The sequence below is a fragment of the Pseudomonas alkylphenolica genome (assembly GCF_004025535.1).
Classification (GTDB): Bacteria; Pseudomonadota; Gammaproteobacteria; order Pseudomonadales; family Pseudomonadaceae; genus Aquipseudomonas; species Aquipseudomonas alkylphenolica_A.
This window is the reverse complement of sequence record NZ_QJRG01000048.1, coordinates 446982-467919: the sequence shown is the minus strand read 5'-3', so window position 1 is coordinate 467919 and position 20938 is coordinate 446982. Positions and strand designations below refer to the sequence as shown.

At 64.1% G+C, this 20938-nt stretch carries 16 protein-coding genes; 9 read left to right on the top strand and 7 right to left on the bottom strand.

Annotated elements, in window-relative coordinates; translation table 11 throughout:
* Window positions 1-10: 10 nt before the first annotated feature.
* From bcsR to DM813_RS22615, 7 genes are all read left to right on the top strand, one after another.
* Entirely contained in the window at window positions 11-223 is a 213-nt protein-coding gene (gene bcsR, locus DM813_RS22645; protein ID WP_128325631.1) for a cellulose biosynthesis protein BcsR, read from the top strand.
* On the top strand, window positions 220-954 hold the full coding sequence (gene bcsQ / locus DM813_RS22640; RefSeq protein WP_128325630.1) for a cellulose biosynthesis protein BcsQ: 735 nt from the start codon (window positions 220-222) through the stop codon (window positions 952-954). The genes bcsR and bcsQ overlap by 4 nt, the downstream gene beginning before the upstream one ends.
* Window positions 951-3548, top strand: a complete 2598-nt coding sequence (gene bcsA, locus DM813_RS22635; RefSeq protein WP_128325629.1) for a UDP-forming cellulose synthase catalytic subunit — start codon at window positions 951-953, stop codon at window positions 3546-3548. Before bcsQ ends, bcsA begins: the two co-directional genes overlap by 4 nt.
* Window positions 3545-5851 (top strand): cellulose biosynthesis cyclic di-GMP-binding regulatory protein BcsB, encoded by a 2307-nt coding sequence (bcsB, locus tag DM813_RS22630; protein ID WP_128325628.1) that lies wholly within the window; start codon window positions 3545-3547, stop codon window positions 5849-5851. The genes bcsA and bcsB overlap by 4 nt, the downstream gene beginning before the upstream one ends.
* Window positions 5848-6948: a cellulose synthase complex periplasmic endoglucanase BcsZ gene (gene bcsZ, locus DM813_RS22625; protein WP_128325627.1), complete on the top strand. Its 1101-nt coding sequence runs from the start codon at window positions 5848-5850 to the stop codon at window positions 6946-6948. The genes bcsB and bcsZ overlap by 4 nt, the downstream gene beginning before the upstream one ends.
* Window positions 6936-10499: a cellulose synthase complex outer membrane protein BcsC gene (bcsC, locus tag DM813_RS22620; RefSeq protein ID WP_128325626.1), complete on the top strand. Its 3564-nt coding sequence runs from the start codon at window positions 6936-6938 to the stop codon at window positions 10497-10499. Before bcsZ ends, bcsC begins: the two co-directional genes overlap by 13 nt.
* A 106-nt stretch (window positions 10500-10605) precedes the next feature.
* Window positions 10606-11109 (top strand): GNAT family N-acetyltransferase, encoded by a 504-nt coding sequence (locus DM813_RS22615; RefSeq protein WP_128325625.1) that lies wholly within the window; start codon window positions 10606-10608, stop codon window positions 11107-11109.
* A gap of 20 nt (window positions 11110-11129) precedes the next feature.
* On the opposite strand, the gene DM813_RS22610 is transcribed toward DM813_RS22615, so the two are convergent.
* Window positions 11130-12746 (bottom strand): inorganic phosphate transporter, encoded by a 1617-nt coding sequence (locus DM813_RS22610; RefSeq protein WP_128325624.1) that lies wholly within the window; start codon window positions 12744-12746, stop codon window positions 11130-11132.
* Between the two features lie 112 nt (window positions 12747-12858).
* On the opposite strand from DM813_RS22610, the gene DM813_RS22605 reads away from it, so the two are divergent.
* Together DM813_RS22605 and DM813_RS22600 are read left to right on the top strand one after the other, a co-directional pair.
* Entirely contained in the window at window positions 12859-13257 is a 399-nt protein-coding gene (locus DM813_RS22605; protein WP_128325623.1) for a DUF488 domain-containing protein, read from the top strand.
* 39 nt (window positions 13258-13296) lie between these two features.
* Entirely contained in the window at window positions 13297-13773 is a 477-nt protein-coding gene (locus DM813_RS22600) for a GNAT family N-acetyltransferase (RefSeq protein WP_241653226.1), read from the top strand.
* Here DM813_RS22600 and DM813_RS22595 read toward each other — a convergent pair.
* Genes DM813_RS22595 through DM813_RS22570 form a run of 6 tightly spaced genes read right to left on the bottom strand, consistent with a single transcriptional unit; the run spans window position 13712 to window position 20936 of the window.
* A complete protein-coding gene (locus DM813_RS22595) occupies window positions 13712-15211 on the bottom strand; it encodes a right-handed parallel beta-helix repeat-containing protein (protein ID WP_241653225.1) in 1500 nt (499 codons plus the stop codon). The genes DM813_RS22600 and DM813_RS22595 overlap by 62 nt on opposite strands.
* Window positions 15212-15228: 17 nt before the next feature.
* Window positions 15229-16344, bottom strand: coding sequence for a polysaccharide lyase (locus tag DM813_RS22590; RefSeq protein ID WP_128325622.1), 1116 nt, complete (start codon window positions 16342-16344; stop codon window positions 15229-15231).
* The gene (locus tag DM813_RS22585; RefSeq protein ID WP_128325621.1) at window positions 16335-17732 is read right to left on the bottom strand and encodes an alginate O-acetyltransferase AlgX-related protein; all 1398 of its coding nucleotides are present in this window, start codon (window positions 17730-17732) and stop codon (window positions 16335-16337) included. Before DM813_RS22585 ends, DM813_RS22590 begins: the two co-directional genes overlap by 10 nt.
* An 8-nt stretch (window positions 17733-17740) precedes the next feature.
* Window positions 17741-18385, bottom strand: coding sequence for an alginate O-acetyltransferase AlgF (locus tag DM813_RS22580; protein ID WP_128325620.1), 645 nt, complete (start codon window positions 18383-18385; stop codon window positions 17741-17743).
* 19 nt (window positions 18386-18404) lie between these two features.
* Entirely contained in the window at window positions 18405-19499 is a 1095-nt protein-coding gene (locus DM813_RS22575) for an alginate O-acetyltransferase (protein ID WP_128325619.1), read from the bottom strand.
* A 9-nt stretch (window positions 19500-19508) separates the two neighbouring features.
* Window positions 19509-20936: an MBOAT family O-acyltransferase gene (locus DM813_RS22570; protein ID WP_128325618.1), complete on the bottom strand. Its 1428-nt coding sequence runs from the start codon at window positions 20934-20936 to the stop codon at window positions 19509-19511.
* Window positions 20937-20938: the final 2 nt, after the last annotated feature.

Here is a 20938-nt window from a genome sequence, read left to right as displayed (position 1 = left end):
GAGGAACGAAATGACTCAGGACGACTGGAAACAGCGTAACGATGACATCGCCCGGCTCAAGCAGCGCCTGGGTGATGAAGACATGGCCTATCAGGACATCAGCCGCGAGTCCGAGCTGCTGGCGGCGTGCCGCCGCTGGCCGTTGCTGGCCGAAAGCGAAGGCTGGTCGCTGCAGGGCGATGCGCTGAATACGCAGACCGACGACAAGGCGCAGCCCGTATGACAGTGGTGGCGTTGAGCGGTATTCGCGGCGGTACAGGTACCACCTCCGTGGTCGCCGCACTGGGGTTTGCGTTGCACACACTGGGGCAACGGGTGCTGATGGTGGACCTCAATCCACGCAACCTGTTGCGCCTGCATTTCAACCTGGCGCTGGAGTCGGCCGATGGCTGGGCCGTTGCCGGGCAGGAAGACGAGGCGCGCTGGAGCGAGGCCTTGCTGCAAGTGCTTGAAGGGCTGCACCTGCTGCCCTACGGCACCCTGGCGGCGAACGCGCTGGCCGGGCTGGAGCTGCATCAACGCGCGCATCCCGATCTCTGGGTGCAACGCTTGCAGACCTTGCACGCGCACTTCGACTGGATCCTGCTGGACTTGCCCGCCACGTTGGCGGACGGGCAACCCGGCGTGCCGATGTTGCCGGACACAGTGATGCGCCTGCGCGTGCTGGAAGCGGACGCTGCCTGTCATGCCTTGTTGAGCACCGAAGGGGCAGGGGACGACTACCTGCTGGTCAACCGTTTCGACCCAATCAGCCAGCTGCAGCGTGACTTGCTGTTGCTCTGGGGCGAGCGCCATAGCCGGCTGATTCCGCAGGTCATCCACCGTGACGAAGCGATGGCCGGTGCGCTGGCCTGGAAGAGCCCGGTGGGTTATTACGCCCCGGACGCCCTGGCCACCCGCGATGTGCGCAGCCTGGCGACCTGGCTGCTTGCAGAAGGGGGGCATGACGCATGACCCGCTATCGGCGCTACCGTCAGCGCGGCGCCCTGCCATTTACGGCTGCCGTGCTGAGTGTCGGCACGGCCCTGGCCTGGCTGTTGTTGCGCCTGGATTCGCCCCAGTGGCAACGCTTGCTGGGCAACTGGCGGCAGTACTACCCGCAGTTGGCGTACAAGCGCCCGACCCTCGGCGACCCGCTGCGCGGCCTGGTGCAAACGGTCTGGCTGCTGTTGATTCGCCCGGCGCGCCCGGCCCGCGGCGCCGACCTGTCGCGCGGGCGTGGTGTGCGCTGGCTGCGTCGTCTCGGCAGCGGCTCGCTGGCCATGGTCCAGCGCGTACGTCAGCCGCTGGTGCAACTGATGCGCCGCTTGCCGCGGATGATTGGCGGCAGCCACGCACTGGCGCAGACCCAGCAGCGCATCAAGGCCAGCGGCACCACCGGCGAACGGGTGTTCTACTGGGTGCTGGCGATCGTCGGCATGTTCATCGCCTTGCTGTGTGTCACCTCGCCGTTCAACCTCTACGCCCAGTTGATCTTCGTCCTGACCCTGGGCGGCATGGCGATGCTGATGCGCTACATGCCGGGGCGCTTTCCGACGTTGATGATGATCATCCTGTCGATCACCATCTCCTGCCGTTACCTGTGGTGGCGCTATACCTCGACCCTGCACTGGGCCAATGACCTCGACCTGATCCTGGGCATGATCCTGTTGCTGGCCGAGACCTATTCCTGGCTGGTATTGATCCTGAGCTTTGTGCAAAGCGTCTGGCCGTTGCGCCGGCCGGTGAAGGCATTGCCGGAGGACCGGCGCCTGTGGCCAACGGTCGACCTGGTCATCCCGACCTACAACGAAGACCTGTCGGTGGTGCGCACCACAGTCATGGCGGCGCTGGGGCTGGACTGGCCGCGCGACAAGCTCACGGTGTACATCCTCGATGACGGCGCGCGCGAATCGTTCCGTGCGTTTGCCAAGGAAGTGGGCGTCGGCTACATCGACCGTCACGACAACCGCGGGGCCAAGGCGGGTAACCTCAACCACGCACTGGAGCGCTTGACTGGCGACCTGGTGGCGGTGTTCGACTGCGACCACATTCCGGTACGGGCATTTTTGCAGCTGACCGTCGGCTGGTTCCTCCAGGACCCGAAGATGGCCTTGGTGCAGACCCCGCACCACTTTTTCTCCGCCGACCCCTTCGAGCACAACCTCGGCTCGTTCCGGCGCAAACCCAACGAAGGCGAATTGTTCTACGGCCTGATCCAGGACGGCAACGACTTGTGGAACGCCACGTTCTTCTGCGGCTCGTGCGCTGTGTTGCGCCGCTCGGCGCTGGACGACATCGGCGGCTTTGCCACCCAGACCGTCACCGAGGATGCGCACACCGCCTTGCGCCTGCACCGCGCCGGCTGGAACTCGGCCTATATGCGCATTCCGCTGGCGGCGGGCCTGGCCACCGACAGCCTGGCGGCCCATGTACGCCAGCGCATTCGCTGGGCGCGTGGCATGGTGCAGATCTTCCGTCTGGACAATCCGTTGCTGGGCAAGGGCCTGAGCCTGTTCCAGCGCCTGTGCTACGCCAACGCCATGCTGCACTTTCTGTCCGGCTTGCCGCGCCTGATCTTCCTCACGGCGCCCCTGGCCTTCCTGCTGCTGCATGCGTACGTGATCTATGCGCCGGCCGTGTTGCTGTTGCTTTATGTGCTGCCGCACATGGTCCACGCCAGCCTGGTCAACTCCCGGGTCCAGGGGCCTTACCGGCAGACCTTCTGGGGCGAGGTCTACGAGTCGGTGCTGGCCTGGTACATCATGCGCCCGACCCTGGTGGCGCTGTTTTCGCCCAAGCGCGGCGCATTCGATGTCACCGTCAAAGGCGGCATGAACCAAAGCGACCGGCTCGACTGGCAGATCGCCCGGCCTTACCTGGTGCTGGCCGCGTTGAACCTGGTCGGGCTGGGGTTTGCCGTGTGGCGCTTCTCCTATGGCCCGAGCAACGAGTACGGCACGGTGGTCGTCAGTTCGCTCTGGGTGATCTACAACCTGTTGCTGATCGGCGCGGCACTGGCGGTCGCCGCCGAGGTTCGCCAGGTACGCAAGTTCCAGCGGGTACCGGTGAAGCTGCCGGCGGCCCTGCGCCTGCCCGACGGCCACCTGTATCCCGGCTTGCTGTATGACTACTCGGATGGTGGCGCCGGTATCGAACTGGACACCGAACGCGACCTGGCCCCGGCCACCGAAGTGATGTTGCTGCTTGAGCGTGCCGGGCGTGAGTTCGTCTTCCCCGGCAAGGTCATGCGCACGGTCGAGCGCCAGGTGGGCATCAGCCTTGCCGGCCTCACCCTGCAGCAGCGCATCGACTACGTGCAATGCACCTTTGCCCGCGCCGACAACTGGCTCGGCTGGAGCGACAGCCACGTGCCGGATCGCCCGCTGCGCAGCTTTTTCGACGTACTGGCGCTCGGCGCCATGGGCTACTACCGGGTGATCGAATACGCCCCGGCCTGGGTACGTTGGCCGATACAGCCGATCATCAGCGCCTCGCGCTGGTTGCTGAGCTACTTTCCGCGGATGCCGCGGCCCCTTTCCTCAGACTCAATGAAGAGCACGACATGAAGCGTTCATTCCTGTCTTCCTGGACCCTGGCCGTCTTGATGACGACCCTGGGAATTCCCTTTGCAGCAACTGCCGATGAGCAGACCGAACCGACGGCCGTCGCGCCCCAGGTGCCGCACTGGTTGCGTGCGCAAACCTTCGAAAACCTCGGACGGGGCAGTGACAGCCTGCTGATGGGCGTGCGCAACAGCGACCAGATCGAATTCGGCCTGCGTCGCGATCGCCTGGCCAGCAGCGTCGAGCTGGAGCTGAACTTCACGCCGTCGCCGGCGCTGGTGCCGCGCCTGTCGCACCTGCGGGTGTACCTCAACGATGCGCTGATGGGCGTGGTGCCGATCACCTCCGACGACATTGGCCAGCAGCGCCAGCAACGCATGGCCCTCGATCCGAAGCTGGTGCAGGACTTCAACCGGGTGCGCGTGGAGTTTGTCGGCCACTACACCGACATCTGCGAAGACCCGGCGCACAGCTCGTTGTGGTTGAACCTCAGCCGCAAGAGCGTGATTCGCGTTGACGAGCAGGCGCTGGTCACCGACAACGACCTGGCGTACTTCCCGCTACCGTATTTCGATGCGCGCGATACCGACCAGCTGAGCATCCCCATGGTGTTTGCCGGTAGCCCGAGCCTGGGTGAGCAGAAAGCGGCGGCGATCATTGCCTCGTACTTCGGCAGCAAGGCCAAATGGCGCCTGGCGACGTTCCCGGTGCTGTACAACCAGTTGCCGGCGCAAACCGAACAGCAACCGGTGCCGAGCATCGTTTTTGCCACCAATGACCGGCGCCCGGCGTTCCTGGCTGACCTTGAGCGCTTCCCGGCCGTGGACGGGCCGGTGATTCAGCAAATCACCCACCCCGATAACCGTTACAGCAAAGTGTTGCTGGTGCTCGGTCGCAACGACGAAGACCTGGTCAAGGCCGCGTCGGCGCTGGCGGTCGGCACCGACCTGTTCCGTGGGGATCGGGTTGCGGTGCAAGGGGTTCAGGAACTCAAGCCGCGCGAACCGTACGATGCGCCAAACTGGGTGCGTACCGATCGCCCGGTACGCTTCGCCGAACTTCAGGATTACCCGGGCCAGCTTCAGGTCAGCGGCCTGCGCCCACAGCCGATCGAACTGTCGCTCAACGTGCCGCCTGACCTGTTCGTGTGGCGCAACCAGGGCGTCGCCTTGCAGACCCTGTACCGCTACACGCCACCGGTGGTCACTGATGAATCGCGCCTGACCATTCGCCTCAACGATCACTTTGTCGGCAGCATTCCGTTGCCAGGCTCCGATGGCATGGGCGCCGCTTTGCAAGAGTTGCGTACCAAGGTGTTCTCCGCCGACACCACGACGCTCTCGGACAAGACCCTGGTGCCGGCACTCAAGGTGCTCGATCGCAACAAGCTGCGCTATGACTTCAGCTTCGCCAGCAAGGTCGGCAATGCCCAGAACGGGCAGTGCCAGACCTACCTGCCGGCTGACGTGCAGGCGGCCATCGACGAGAACTCGACCATCGACCTGTCGGGTTACTACCACTACATCGCCATGCCTGACCTCAGCGCTTTTGGGCGTAGTGCGTTCCCGTTCAGCCGCATGGCCGACCTGTCGCAAACCCTGCTGCTGGTGCCGGGCAAACCCAACGAGCTGCAAGTCGGCACGATGCTCGACCTGGTTGCCGGCATGGCCTCGCGAATCGGCTACCCGGCCCTAGGGCTGCAGCTGTCGGACGATTGGGCCACTGCCGCCAAGGCGGATGCCGATCTGTTGGTGCTGGGGCCATTGCCGGATGACCTGCGTGGCGGCAGCGGGCGTGAGTTGAACCTGCTGCTGGACCGTTCGCGCGACTGGTTGCGTCAGGCCCGTTCGCCGTGGTCGCTGGACGCCAGCAGCGCCCAGCGCCTGCGCAGCGATAGTCGCAACGCGCCGGCAAGCCAGGTGGATGTGGTGGCGCGCGCGCCGATCGCAGCCATCACCGGCATGCAGTCGCCGTTCCATAATCAGCGCAGCATCGTTGCCTTGCTGGCCAGCGATGACGGCGACTACAAACTGTTGCGCCAGACCCTGACCGACCCCAGCAAGCTCAACGACTTCGTTCGCGGCTCGGTCAGCCTGATCCGCAGCAGCGGCGTCAGTAGCCATTATGTCGGCGACACTTACTTCGTCGGCCGTCTGCCGTGGTGGATGCTGCTGTGGGTACAGCTTTCCTACCACCCGGTGCTGTTGGCCCTGGGCGCGGTGTTGAGCATTGTCCTGCTGGGTGTGGTGGCCTGGCGCCTGCTGGCCTGGGTGGCACGCCGCCGTTTGGCCGAGGGCAAACAATGATCGGCTCCAGGTGGCTGTTGGGCGGCGCGCTGTGGTTGTGCGCGTCGTTCGCAACAGCCGGATGCTGGCCGGCCTGGGAGCAGTTCAAGGCCGACCTGGTGACCGACGACGGGCGGGTCATCGACCCGTCCCAAGGGCGCCTGAGTACCTCGGAAGGGCAGGCCTACGGGATGTTTTTCGCCCTGGTGGCCAATGACCGCGAGCGCTTTCAGCAATTGCTGAGCTGGACCGAAAACAACCTCGCCGGCGGTAACATCGCCAAACGCTTGCCGGCCTGGAAGTGGGGTCAGGACAAGCAGGGCGCCTGGCGCGTGCTCGACAGCAACAACGCCAGTGATGCCGATCTGTGGATGGCTTATAGCTTGCTGGAAGCGGGGCGTTTGTGGGCCATCGCCGAATACCGTGAGCTGGCGATTGAAATCCTCTGGCGGGTGGCGGCGCAAACCCTGCGCCCGCTGCCGGGACTTGGGGTAATGCTGTTGCCCGGCGACCAGGGCTTTGTCAGCGCTCAGGGCACACGGCTAAATACCAGCTATTTGCCGCTGCAGGTGCTCGACCGTTTTACCGAGCTGGCACCGCTGTGGCAGGAACTGGCCGACAACAGCCGCAAATTGCTCCTGCAGAGCGCTCCCAAGGGCCTGGCACCCGACTGGCTGGCCTGGCGTGACAACGGCAAGCCGGCCGCTGACCCGGTGCATGGCGCCAAAGGCAGCTACGACGCCATTCGTGTTTACCTGTGGCTGGGGATGCTTGACCCGGCGGCCAGTGGGCGCAAGGCATTGCTGGAGCACTATCGGCCGATGGTCGACCTGACCCTTGAGCGCGGCGTACCGCCCGAAAGCGTCGATGTCGACAGCGCCAAGGCCGACGGCAAAGGGCCGGTGGGTTTTTCCGCGGCGTTGTTGCCGCTGTTGAGCGCACTGAACGAAAAGGATGGCCTGCATCAGCAGCGCCAACGCCTGATCGAGTCACCGGCCAGTGGTTATTACAACCGGGTGCTGAGCCTGTATGGCCAGGGATGGGATGAGCGTCGTTATCGCTTCGACGCCAAAGGATGGCTGATACCGGGCTGGGAAAATGAGCAATGCGTAAACTGACAACCTTGCTGTGCCTGGGCGTGATGCCCTTGACGCTGATGGCTCAGCCCGCTGACCGCAACGAGCAGCGTGAGTGGCTGATGCAACAGATTCGCCTCGGGGAGGCGACCCACCGCGAGAGCCTGGTAGAAGACTCGCTGGCGCGCTTGCGCCTGCTTGAACCGGACAACCTCGATGCGCTCAGCGCCTCGATTCGCCAGGCCGTGCGCACGCGTGAGCTTGACCGTGCCCGGCAACTGTACAGCGACCTGCATCGCCTGGCACCGAACAGCCGGCAGGATCGGCAGATGGCGCAACTGCTGGAAATGAGCGAAGGCGAGGGTGCGCAAACCCTGCAGCAGATTCGCCTGTTGGCCACCGCCGGGCGCTTTGAAGAAGCGCTGTCGCGCTACGAAGGGGCCTTTGGCAAAGGCGAGCCGCCGAGCCTGGAACTGGCGATGGAGTACTGGCGTATTCGCAGTCGCCTGCCCAACCAGCTGCCGACCACCATCGACCACCTCTACGCCCTGGACAAAACCTACCCGGGCAGCCCGGAGCTGCAGCAGTTCCTCGCCGAGCAGCTGTTCCGTGCCAAGCGCAATGACGAAGCGCTGGCCGTGGTCACGCGCATGGCCGGGCAAGCGCAATCGCGCAACCTTGCGGCGGGCCTGGAGTACGCTTACCTCGCCAAACAACCGATCAGTGATGCCAGCGTACGCAACTGGCAGGCCTTTCTTGAGCGCTACCCGGGCGACTCGCACGAAGCGCAAGTACAGGAGCTGCTCGCCGGACAACTCAAACTCACCGGTGACCCGGCCTGGCGTGCCGGTCAGCTGGGCATTCGCATGTTGGTCGAGCGCCGCTCGGCGTCGGTCGCCGAGGCCAACCTGCGCAAAGCGCTGAAGGCCTATCCCAAGGATGCCACCCTCAAGGGGTACCTTGGGCTGGCGCTGGCCCGACAGGGACGTCGCCAGGAGGCCGTCGACTGGCTTAAGCAGGCGGTGGCCGAAGAACAGGACACCTACATCCTCAGCAAATGGCACGAATTGCTGGCTTCCACCGAGTACTGGCTGGTGATGCAGCGTGGCCGCCAGGCGCTGGCCGCGGGCAACTACAACGCAGCCCAGCAAGCCTATGAGGAAGCGAACAAGCGCGACCCCAAAGAACCCCTGGCGCTGCTCGGCCTCGGTAACGTGGCCTTGGCGCGCAAGCAGCTGCCGCAGGCTGAACAGTACTTTTTGCAGGCGCAACAACTGCAACCGGGCAACGAAAACACCGTGCGCGCCTTGTCGCGGCTGTACCAGGCGCAATCGCCGGCGCGCTATGCGCGTTATGTCGCCAGCCTGCCGGCCAAGCAGCGTCAGTGGGCGGCGCAACCCCGCAGCGGCGGTGGTCAACCGGGCTTGGGAGCGCAGGTCGAGCAACTGCGCGGCCAGGCCCGGCAGTCGCTGGAGCGCGAAGACTGGGCAGCGGCCGAGCGGCAATTGAGCCAGGCCCGGCAACTGGCACCCAACGACCCGTGGCTGGCAGCGGACCTTGCCCGTGCCTTGCGCATGCAGGGCAAGGGCGCACAGGCCGATGGCGTGTTCGCCGACCTGCTGTCGCGCCAGGGCAAAGAACCGACGGCGCGCTTCGCCCATGGCTTGTACCTGGAGGCCGATGGCCGTAGCCAGGCCGGCCTGGCTTCCCTTGAGCAGGTACCGGCCAGCCAGTGGAACAGTGGCATGCAGGACTTGCACAAGCGCCTGCAACGCCAGGTCGTTGTCGACCGCGCCCGGGCCTTGAACGACAGCGGCGACACTGCCGGCGCCATGGCTTTGCTGGAAGGTCAGCTGGGTGGCGCTCAACCGGTTGCCCAGCAGGTCGGCGACCTGCAGCAACTGGCCGGTTGGGCCCGGCAGTCGTCCGACCTGAGCGCTGCCGATGGTTACTACACGCGCATCCTCGCCTTGCAACCGGACAACGCCGAGGCACGTCTGGGCCACATCGAAGTCTTGATCGAGCGGGGCGACACCATACTGGCGCACCAGTTACTGGAACAGCAGGAACCGCAGATACCGGCCGAGCGCGTCGACGCCCGCCGGCGCCTGGGCAACGCCTGGGCCGCAGTGGGTGAGCGCGACAAGGCGCGGGTGCTGCTGACCGAAGTAGCCCAGCGCAAGACCACCCCTGATGCCTTGCTCTACCGCGACCTGGCGCGCATGGTGCCGCGTGAACAGGCCGACCAGGCGCTGGATTACTACGCCCTGGCCATGCGCGATGCCGAGTTGCTCACGGCCGGGCAGGCCAGCCCGCGCGATGATATCGCCCTGACCCGTGCCAGCCGTGCCAAAGATGATGACGACTGGCTGCGCCAAAGCCTGCGCCGTGACGTTGACCAGCTGTATCAGCAGCAGAGCCCGACCGTCACCGTCCAGCAGGATTACGGCTGGCGCGACAACGATGGGGCCGAAGGCATTTCCGACCTCACCACCTCGACCACCATGGTCCATGCGCAGATGCCGGTGGGCGAAGGCGTGGGTTTTGCCCGGGTTGAACAGGTGGCACTGCGTGCAGCCAGCTTCGACACCGACGCCGACGGTTTGCACCGCGAAGCGTTCGGCAGCTGCTCGTTCCGTGGCCGCAATGCTTCCGGTGCGATTCCTACCGGTTGCCCCGGTGACCGGGAAACCGCCGATGGCCTGACCCTGGCGGCGGGTTGGCAGGGCGAAGGCATCAGCGCCGACATCGGCACCTCGCCCATGGGCTTTGAAGTGCAGAACCTGCTGGGCGGCGTCACGGTTGACGGCAAGTCCCACGGCATCGGCTGGAACCTCACCGCGTCACGGCGGCCGATGAACAACTCGTTGCTGTCTTACGCGGGGGCCAAGGATCCACGTACCGGCATCAGCTGGGGCGGGGTGACGGCAACCGGCCTGACCCTGGGTCTGAGCCGCGATCGCGGGTTGGACGATGGTGTCTGGGCCAGCCTGGGTTACCACTGGCTGCAGGGCAAGAACGTCGAGGACAACACGCGCTGGCGTGCCATGGGCGGGTACTACTACCGGCTGATCAACCGCGTCGATGAAGAGCTGCGCATCGGCGCCAGTGCGATGGCCTGGCACTACGACAAGAATCTGGGTGGCTACACCTTGGGGCAGGGCGGCTATTACAGCCCGCAGCGTTACCTGTCGTTCGGTGTGCCGGTCAACTATGCCTGGCGCAACGCCAGCTGGTCGGTCTATCTGGAAGGGTCGCTGAGCTATTCCTGGGCGCGCAGTGATGATGAGCGGGCCTTCCCGGTGTCATCGGTGAATGACGATATCCTCGATCAGTACGGGCCGCTGCAAAGCAGCAACATCGATGAGTTGCGCACCGGCGACAATAACAATGGTGTGGGGTATCTGGCGCAGGCGCTGGTTGAGCGGCGGCTGGATGATCACTGGGTGTTGGGCGGCGGGTTTACCTTGCAGCGCAGCGAGGACTATTCGCCGAACCGGGCGTTGTTGTACCTGCGGTATAGCTTTGATCCGTGGCAGGGTAATCTGCCGTTGCCGGTGAATCCGCTCAAGCCTTATGCGGAGTATCGCTGAGCTTTTGGCTGGGGGCGCACATCGCCCCCAACCCAGCAAGGGACTGTCAGTGAACGGAACCCCCGGGCTACCATGCAACCTCGCCAGGCCGACAGGAACTTGCTCCATGCCCTTCAGTACCCGTATCGCCCAGCTTTCCGATGCCGACGCACTGAGCGCCGTCGCCGAGCAGACCTTTGCCCTGGCCAGCCCACCCGACGCCTCAGTGCTGGCGCTGACTACCTACATCGAAACGCAATTGCAGCCGGCGCATTTCCGACATCACCTGAACAGCCTGACCAAGCGCCTGCGGGTGCTGCAATGCGAGGGGCAGATTGTTGGCTACAGCCTGCTCGACAGCGCACCGGACCCGCTGGATATCGCCCAGGCCGAAAATCTGCCGGAGCTCAGCCGCTGCTATGTTTTGCCCGCGCAACATGGAGCGGGCGCCGCCCAACGCCTGCTCGACGACACGCTCGCACAGGTGCAAGGCGCCGTACGGCTAACCGTCAACGAGCAGAATGCCCGGGCCATCCGGTTTTACCAGCGCAATGGTTTTTGCAAGGTGGGGGAGGCGTTGTTCGTGTGCGGCCCGGAACTGCATCGAGACTGGGTGATGGTCAGGGAATGAGGCGCTTGCCCCATCCCCCGTCAGAACACGTGGCGTAACAGCCAGTACAGGCTGCCAGACATCAGAATCGCTGCAGGCAGCGTCAACACCCAGGCCATGGCCAGGTTGGCGATAGTGCGCATCTGCAGGCCCGAACCATTGGCAACCATGGTCCCGGCCACTCCGGAAGACAACACGTGGGTGGTTGAAACCGGCAGTCCATACATGTCTGCAACACCGATAGTGCACATTGCTACCACCTCGGCCGAAGCACCCTGGGCGTAGGTCAGGTGGGTTTTGCCGATTTTCTCACCGACCGTGACCACGATGCGCCGCCAGCCGACCATGGTGCCCAGCCCGAGGGCGATGGCCACGGAGATCTTGACCCACAGCGGAATGTAGCGCGTGGCGTCGTCAAGCTGATGCTTGAACAGCTGCACCTTGGCCTGGGTGTCAGTATCGAACACCACCAGGTGATGCTTGTCGATCAGGCGAATGGTCTCGCTGGTCAGGTACATGTCGTTGCGCACGTTGGCCATGGCTTCGGCAGGGACTTTGTTCAGCGAACCGTAACCTTTGACTTCACTGCCGATGGCGCCGGTCAGGGCGGCCAGGGCCGGTACCAGCTGCGGGGTGGCAGCCGGTTGACGAATGAATTCGGTCAGGGTCTGCCTGGGGTCGGCGCTGACCAGCTCCGGGGCGCCGCGTTGCAGGGCCTGCTGGGTGACTTCGGCCACGGCGGCAAACTGCAGCGACTGTTCAGCCGGCATGGTGCGATTCAGGGCATAGGCCATGGGCAGGGTGCCGACCAGGATCAGCATGATCAGGCCCATGCCTTTTTGACCGTCGTTGGAGCCGTGGGCAAACGACACCCCGGTGCAAGTCAGGATCAGCACACCGCGAATCCACCAGGGTGGCGGGGTGTTGCCGACCGGTGCCTGGTACAGATCGCGACGCTTGACCAAATGGCGCAAGGCCAGCAGCAGCAACGCTGCGCAGGCAAACCCGACCAGCGGCGACAGCAGCAACGAATAGCCGACTTTGCTGGCCTGGGTCCAGTCCACACCGCTGGTGCCATCGCGGCCATGCATTAACGCGTTGGCAACGCCGACGCCAATGATCGAGCCAATCAGGGTGTGGGAAGAGGAGGCCGGCAAGCCCAGCCACCAGGTACCGAGGTTCCAGATGATCGCCGACAGCAGCAGGGCGAATACCATGGCAAAGCCGGCCGAGGAGCCGACTTTGAGCATCAGCTCTACCGGTAGCAGGGCGATGATGCCGAAGGCGACGGCGCCGCTGGACAGCAGCACACCGAGGAAATTGAAAAAGCCGGACCAGACCACTGCCACTGAGGCGGGCAGGGAGTGGGTATAGATTACCGTCGCCACGGCGTTGGCCGTGTCGTGAAAGCCATTGACGAACTCGAACCCGAGGGCGATCACCAACGCCACCCCCAATAACAGGAACGGCGTCCAGGTGGTGACCACGGTGCCACTGGCATCGATGTCGTGGGCGAGGCTCCATGCCGTGAAAAGCAGACCGGCCAGCAACAGGCCGAAGAACAGGATCAAGGTGGTGCGGCTGGGCTTGTGGTTCAAGCGCGGCCTTGCATCGGGTGTGGCCAGCGGGGTGCCGCTGGCCAACGGCTGGGTAGTCATGATGACTCCGGGTTGCGTTACCTCAGGCGCTCAGGATAGAAAAATCGAGTGGCACGATCGTGACCTCGATCAATGAAAGATCTAGTCTAGGAGACAAGGTGACGAGGTGCCGATGATTTATTGCAAACGCGTCTACGATCCTTTTGCAGCCGAAGACGGCCAGCGCGTGCTGGTTGATCGGCTGTGGCCGCGTAACGTGCGCAAGGAGCAATTGCAGGCACTGTGGCTGCCGGAAGTCGCGCCTTCGACGCTGTTGCGCCGCGCTTTTCATGCGGGTGAAGTGGACTTTGAAGGCTTCGCCGAGCGTTACCGCCAGGAGCTTGCGGCACAGCCTGCACATTGGTGGGGGCTACTGGGCATGGCCGGGCAGGGTGACCTGACCTTGCTGTATGCCGGCAAGGACACCACCCACAACAATGCCCGGGTGTTGGCCCAGTGGCTTGAAGATGAACAGGACCGGCAGGGGCCGATGAGTTCACCGGTGTGTTATGCCGGGGAAGTCAAAACCTGAGTGGGAGCTCTTGATTGCTTGCCAGAGAAGAACGATACCGTGCAACTGACCCCCGCCACTGACCAGCACTGCGCCTTTGCCCGAGACCTGACCCGTCGCGCCATGCTGCGCTATTACCACGAGTTCGACCTGCTCTGGATCGAAGAAGCTTTCGACCAGGCCTGGACCTGGCGTGAGCAGTGGTTGATTGTCGAGGATGACCGGCTGCTTGGCTTCTGTAGCCTCAGCCAGGACCGCCAGGCCCTGTATATCCGTGAACTGCACCTGATCGAGAGCGCGCGCGGCCAGGGTGTCGGCACCCGGGTGCTGGGGCTGTTGGCCGGCTGGGCCGCCGAGCGCCGCCTGCCGCTGATGCGCCTGACCGTGTTCAAAAGCAACCCGGCGCAGGCCCTTTACCAGCGCCAGGGGTTCGATGCCGTGGGTGAGGATGAGTGCTTTGTACGGATGCAGCGCGTTATTGACTGGCGCGCTGCTGGCACAGCAGCGGTGCCGGTGCCGCCCGGCTCGCCTGATTGACCCGGACCACGCAGCCCTGGCGCTGGGTCGCATCGAGCAGTGGCCCCTGCAGGGCCAGCCAGTCGCCGATCAACAGGCTCTGCAGCAGCGCTTTGCCTTCGAACTGATTCGGGCCGATGACCGCCTGTTGCATCCCTTCGACCCGCACCACGGCCTTGCCGGCCTTGCCCAGGGTGTTGCCGCTGAGGGTCAATGGCCCGGCCAGCGGCGTCGCATTGCGCAGGCTGACGGCGTACTCCGGGGTGTTGCCGATGCGATTGTTGATCAATATGGCGCTGCTGACCTCGCTGGCATCCACGGCGCTGCCCTGACTGTTGCCGATCAGGTTGTCTTCGATCAGCAGCGGCGCTTGGGCGGTAGCCGGCAGGTTGCGCAGTTGCAGGCCGTTGCCACGGCTGTCGCCGATCAGGTTGCCCTTGAGCAGCAGGGCGCCGCGCTGGTCACTGATTTCGATGGCAGCCTTGTTGGCCCCGAGGATCAGGTTGCGTTCGACCCGCGCTACCGTCTGCCCGCGCAGGCGAATACCGCTGTTATTGTCGATGCCGCGCAGTTGGTTGTTCACCAGGTTGACCTGGCTGTCGCGCACATCGATGGCGTATTGCTGGGACTGGTCGAAGCGGCTGTCGTTGATTTGCGCCTGGCTGTGTTGCAGCTCTACCGCGCTGGACAGGTCGGTGAACTGGCTGTCGCGCACAATCAGGGTGGCCTTGGGGGTGGCGGGTGCCTGCTGGCTGCTCAGGGCGGTGCTCAGGCCACGGGACAGGTTGGCGTTGTAGCCGAGGCGTTCCAGGGTTGAGCCGATCACTTGCGTGTGGCTGCCCGCCCAGGCCACTACGAAGGGGCGCCAGGCACGGTCAGTGCTGCCGGGCTTGTCACCGGCCACGCTCTCCAGACGCGACTGATTCAGGCCCAGCCAGCCCTGGTTGATCAGCGCAGTGCCCGAGTAGCTGTACAGATAGAGGCTGGTGCCTTCAAGTACGAGCCCGCCATCAGTGCCAATCACCAGAGGGTAACTGAGCAGGTAGCCGTCTTTATAAGGCTTGAGGATCCGCGGGTTGCCAAGGGCATCGTGCAACTGTGCCAAGGTAATGCTGCCGCCACGAATCAGTACCGCCTGCGGGTGGTGCGCCTGGTAGCCGGCAATGGCGCGGAACAGGCCGTTGTTGACGAACGGTTCGAACGGCCAGCTGCCGGCTTGCGATGAAAACATCGGTTGCAGGGAGACGCTGGCACGGCCTGCCGGGCGTGGGCGTTCCGGGAGTTGCAGCTGCACGGCCTGGTCAACCTGATGCTGCAGCTGTTGCAGTTGCAGCTGATGCTCGCTGTAGCTGATGGCCGTCATCGACGGCTGCAACGGCAGGCCCGCGCTGGCAGCGTGGGCCGCGCCAGCGATGAACAGGGCTGCGAGGCCACAAAGGGAAAAGGGGCGCATGGCCATGGCGGTTCGTCCTTGGGTTACGGCAATGGGGGATACAGCGGCTTGATCGGGCCGCCAATCTGGCTGTAGTTATCGACGTCGCCGTCTTCGCTGTCATACAGCTGGCGCGCCAGGCGGTTGTCCGGGGCACGCTGCAGGAAGGGGATCAGCCAGGCCAGCTTGTACGGGGCCACGGCAATCTGCGACTGGCCCTTGAGCTCGGGCAGGTTGTCGGGGTCGAGAATGCTGCGTGCGGCGAAGTTACCGAGCAGTTCCAGGGTGTGCTGGTCGTCGTCGCTCCATGGCAGGCCGTTGGCACGCGCCGACTCGGCCAGCAGCACCAGCGGCACCAGCGCGTACTGGCTGTAGGTCGCCGCCAACTTGCCGCGAGCCACTTCCAGCGGCAGGTAGGCATAGCTGCCATCGCTGCCCTTGACCGCTTGTTGCAGGCCAAGGCGCAGGTTGCCGTCGGCCCACTGGATGAAGTCGTCGCGCTGGATCAGCATGCCGGTGGCGGCTACCGCCCAGGCGGCCCAGTAGTCATGGTTGTTGAACCAGGCAAAGCCTTGGGCCCGGCGCGGTTGATACTCGGCGATGATGCGTTCGCCCAACTGTCTGAACCAGTCCTGTTGCTGCGCCGACAGTTGCAGCTTGCCGTCGCTGGCGGCCTGGGTCATCAGCAAGGTCGAGGCCATGGCGGCCACCGCCCACTTGCGCGCGGCCATGCCGGTGCTACTGGCATCGGGGTTGAGCAGGGCGCCGGCTTGCGCCCACTGCTGCAGCCACTGGTCCTGGCAGGCCAGCGCCATATTGGCTTGCTGGGGCGACTTGGCCCGCTGAAAGCGCTTGCTGGCATAGATCAGGCCACCGATGAACTGTTTGACCTGCTTGCCGATTTTTTCGCTGTCGGCATCGGGCTGGCTGCGCAACGTCGATTTGCTCGCGTCACGCTGGTCGTACTTGCTCTGCATCTGCAGGCTGCCAGTGTAGGGCTCAGGTGCTTGCTGGGTGCACTGCAGGGTGCGGTAGTCGGCGATCATCGCCGACTGCGCAGTGGCCCGTGGCGGCCAGATCGAACTGGCGGCCAGGCTGTGACTCAGCTGCAGGCTGGCGCACAGGCCCAGGGCCAGTGCGCTCCAGGTCTTTACAGGCATAGTCGGGTTTCCACCTGGGTGGCAGCGCTGCCGGGCTGGGTCGGTTCCATGAACACCGACAGCAGGTTGGCCCCGGCAAATTCCTTGGCGCGACTGAGCTCCAGGTAATACTGCCCACCGGTAACCACCGCTTCACGGCGGAACCACACCTTGTCACGGGCACCGTTGTCGTAATAGACGATCACGTAGAAGTCCTTGACGTTCTTGTCGCTGATGCGGATGTCGAGGAAGCCGCCGTTGACGTTCTTGCGCGCGTCACCGGCATTGCTGAGCAGCTCGATGCGCTCGTTGACTTTCAGTGCCGGGCGCTGCAAACGGTTGGCCATGACCTCGGTGGACACCGGGCAGCCACCTTTGACCGCCGGAATCAGCTGGCGGTACATCAGGTCCGAATCCAGCTGGTAGTTGGCCGGCAGTTCCCAGATGATCAGCTTGGGCGGTGCCTTGGGCTTGTAGTTCTCCGAAAGCAGGTACTCGAGCAGCGAGCCGTCCTGGCCGACGCCGGGCAGGGCGTAGTTGAGGATGTCGACGTCCAGGTACTGCTTGAGGTAGCCGTCGAAGTTGAACTGCTTGCTCTCGTCTTCACGGGCAGCGGCGTTACTGTCGCCGACCAGGATCACCTGCGGGTCCGGCGCCTCGTCGAACAGGGCATCGGCGCCCTGGTCCTGCGGGATGGTCTGGAAGCCGCGTACGTACTGGAAACCGTAGTTGTTGCCGCAGATGTAACTCAGCGCCAGGTTCAGCGTGCCGTCCTTGGGTACCATCACGCCGGGTTCGGTGCGGTACTGCTTTTTATCCAGCGCGGCATAGAACGGCTGGCGGCGCACTTCGTCAGCCAGCAGACGGGCGGTGGCTTCGGCACCGGTTGGCGTCCAGTGGTGATCGCGGCGGAAGAAGAACTCGCCCTTGGGCGGTGTGTGCACCAGCTGCATCATCGGCGCCACCACGGCGCCGCCGCTACGCAGTTGCTTCAGGTAGGCGTCGAGGTTGCCGCTGGCGCGGGCAAAGTCGAAGCCGTGCAGTTTGTCGGCATAGAGTTTGTCGCGGTGCATCAGGCCACGGGTCGGCTGAATGGCCATGGCCACTTGGATGCCCTGGCGATGGAAGGTATCCATCAGGCGCTTGAACTCCGGACGCATGGGCGCCGGGATACCGAAATCGTTGGTCAGGTCGACGGCCGAGCGGAACAGCCAGCGGTCCTTGCCCGGGACGATCTCGCGCATCAGTTTCATGCGGCCTTCGGTGTACTGCTGAGGGTCGCTCAGGGCGGTACAGGTCAGGCACTCCAGCCCCTTGCACGTGGCGGGCGGGGTAGTGTCGGCTGCCGCGCCGTGCACGCTGAACAGCGTGCTGGCGGCGGCAAGGCCAAGGGCGAAAAGGCTCTTCATGGTGCCACTCACTCGCTCGGGTCGATGCTGTTGGCCAGGCTCATGCTGCGATAGCCGGTGCCCTGGGGCAGCAGCACGTAGCTGTAGGAACGGCCTTTCTTGAGGAATAGCTCGTCGAACTGGGCGACTTTCTGCTGATCGTCATAGGCGGCAAAGCCGATCTTGATTTCATTGACCAGGCGGCTGCCGGTCTGGTCCTTGCCGAGGGTGTCGACCACCACGCTCTTGCCGTCGACGGTTTTCAGCGCGACCTTGGCCGGCGTCAGGTTGTAGAACGCGACCTGGGCCTTTTTCGGCTCGTTGATGTACTTGTCGGCGATCAGCGTCAGCTTGGTGCCGTCGTAGACCACGGTGCTGGCGGCGTTGGCGGTGAGCCGGGGCTCAATGGCCTTGGCGCCGACGGCGATCTTGTGGGCGCCGGCCGGGGTGAAGCGGTAGCCACTCAGCTGGCCGGCAGCGACGCGCTGCGGGTTGACCTTGCCGCTCAGGGTCACGTCGATGTTGCTGTCGGACAGGTTGAGCACCCGCACAAAGGCGGAGTCGGCGGGTGCCACGGCGTCGTACAGGTCGGCATTGCCTTCGGCGGCCATGCCTTGGGTGCTGACCAGCAACAGGGTACTGGCGGTGAGCAGGTGCTTGAGCGAACGGTGCATGGTGATCTCCTTGAAATTGTCAGAAGTGCTGGGTCTGGCCTGGCCGGCTCAGCGAGCCCAGGCGATGGGCAAGCAGGGTGCGCAGGGGGAATTCCCAGACCACGGTATCGATCTGCGGGTTGTTCAGGTCGTCGCTGGCGAGGAACTGCTGCATGGCCTCGAACGGGCCGCGCGCCTCCACCGCGACGCTGAGCAGGTCGCGGTTGAGCGCCTCCTTGAGGAAGCCGGTGAAGTTCCAGTCATCGATCTTGCTGTAGCTGGTGCCGACCAGCAGCAGGCTCTGCTGTTCGTCGGCGAACAGCGCGTCGCTGCTCTGTTCGGCCTTGAGGGTTTCGTACAGGGCGATCTGGCTGGGGCCGTACTGCGGCGCCATCTGCGCGTGGTTGAACTGGATGTAGTTCATCAGGTCACCCTTGACGGTTTTGTCCGCGACCTTGTGCGACACGTAGCGCACATCACCGAGCAGCTCCGGGCGCTGGCGCGCCAGCTCGTAGGCCGTCAGACGCGCGCCTTCCGGGCTCCAGTGGGTGTCGGACTTGAGAAACAGCGACGGGCCGGCGAGGTTGCCGAGGAACGCTGAACGCAATGGCGTGACCTCGATCGAGCGTGCCTGCAAGCCGGCGACAAACCGGTCGTAGAGGCTGATGGCCCGCGGGTCGACGGCACGCGCGGCGTGGGCTGCGTAAACATCCACTTTCATCGGTAACGGCAGCAGGATCAGGCGCTTGTTGTGCGCCTTGAGTTTCTGCTCGACCTCGGCGATCTGTGCCAGCTGGCCGTCCAGATTCGCCTGCAGGTTGTTCGGCACACGGTATTCCTGGTTGGTGAACAACCAGCCGTCCTTGCCCAGCACCACGCCTTTGGTGCCTTCGCCAAACAGTCGGTACTGGGCGTTGGCCCAGAGCTCAACCGAAGGCTCACGCAGGAAGAAGCGCTTGTCATAGACCTGCTCGAACTTGCGCAGCAACTTGCCATCGACAAACAGGTTCCAGGCATCGCTCTGGTTTTTGGCGAAGCTGAACACCGGCGGCAGCGAGTAGACGAACATTCCCGCCAGCACCACGGCAAACAGAATGCCGTTGACCTTGCTCGCCGAATTCATGACCGGGTACATGGCCATCTCCTAGAACTGAAAATACAGAAAGGGTGAGAAGGAGTTCGCCGCCAGGCTGCTCAGGGCCAGGCCGAAACCGGCCCACAGCAGCACGGCCTTGAGGCCGCCGACATGCTGCATGAAGTACTGCTCTTTGTTGCCGGCGTAGAAGCGCACGTTGTTGCTGCCGGCCAGCACCAGCCAGCACAGGGCGACGGCGGCAAACGACATGGCCATCTTCGACGCGCCGAGCACGTACACGTCCAGCGAACCGAAGCCATTGAGGCCGAACAGCGCCTGGTAGATGTCCAGGCTGTGGCGCAGGTCGTTGGTGAAGAACAGCGGCATGCTCAGGATGATCAGCAGGAAGGTGCGCACGTTGCGGCCCAGGTTGTAGGGCGTGGTGACCTTGGTGGCCAGGTTGAACTTGCGCTCGATGACCATGCCCAGGCCAAAGAACAGCCCCCAGCAAATGAAGGCGAAGCTTGCGCCGTGCCACAGGCCCGACAGCAGCATGGTGTAGACCAGCGCCGGCAGGGCACCGGCCACGCGTTTGCGTACCAGCGGCATGTACACGTAGTCACGCAGGAAATGCGCCAGGGTCATGTGCCAGCGCGCCCAGAACTCGGTGATGCTCTGCGACACATAAGGCTGGTTGAAGTTTTCCGGAAAGCGGAAGCCCATCATCAACGCCAGGCCCAGGGCCATATGGCTGTAGCCGGCAAAGTCGAAGTACAGCTGCAGGGTCGACACCACCAGGCCAAACCAGGCATCGCTGAACTGCAAGGTGCCTTCGCTGATGAACAGCACGTTGATCGGTGCCAGCTGGTCGGCGATCAGCACCTTCATGATGAAGCCGAGCATGAAGCGGCACACCCCCAGGGAGAACAGCTCCAGGGAGTGGGTACGCTGGCGCAACTGCGGTGCGAGCTGGCTGTAGCGCAGGATCGGGCCGGCGACCAGGTGCGGGAACAGCGCGACGAAGGCGGCAAAGTCGATGAAGTTGTTCGTCGGCGTTGCATCTTTGCGGTAGATGTCGACGATGTAGCTCAGGGCGTGGAACACATAGAAGGAGATGCCCAGCGGCAGGAAGATGGTCTCCAGGCTCCAGGTGTTGATGCCCAGCGGGGCGAGCAGGGCGGCCAGCACTTCAGCGCCGAAGTTGGCGTATTTGAAGTAGCCCAGGGTCGACAGGTTACCGACGATGCCGATCCACAACAGGCGCAGGGCCCAGCGTTTGTCGCCCGCATCCAGACGACCCTTGATGCGCAGGCCGAACCAGTAGTTCCAGTAGGTGATGGCGACGAACAGCAACAGGAAGTCCGGCCGCCACCAGGCATAGAAAATGTAGCTGGCGGCGACGATCACGGTCGAGCGCCACTGTGGCCGCGACAAAAAGTACACGGCGAGGAACAGCGGCAAGTAAAGAAACAGGAAGACGTTGGAGGCAAAGATCATCG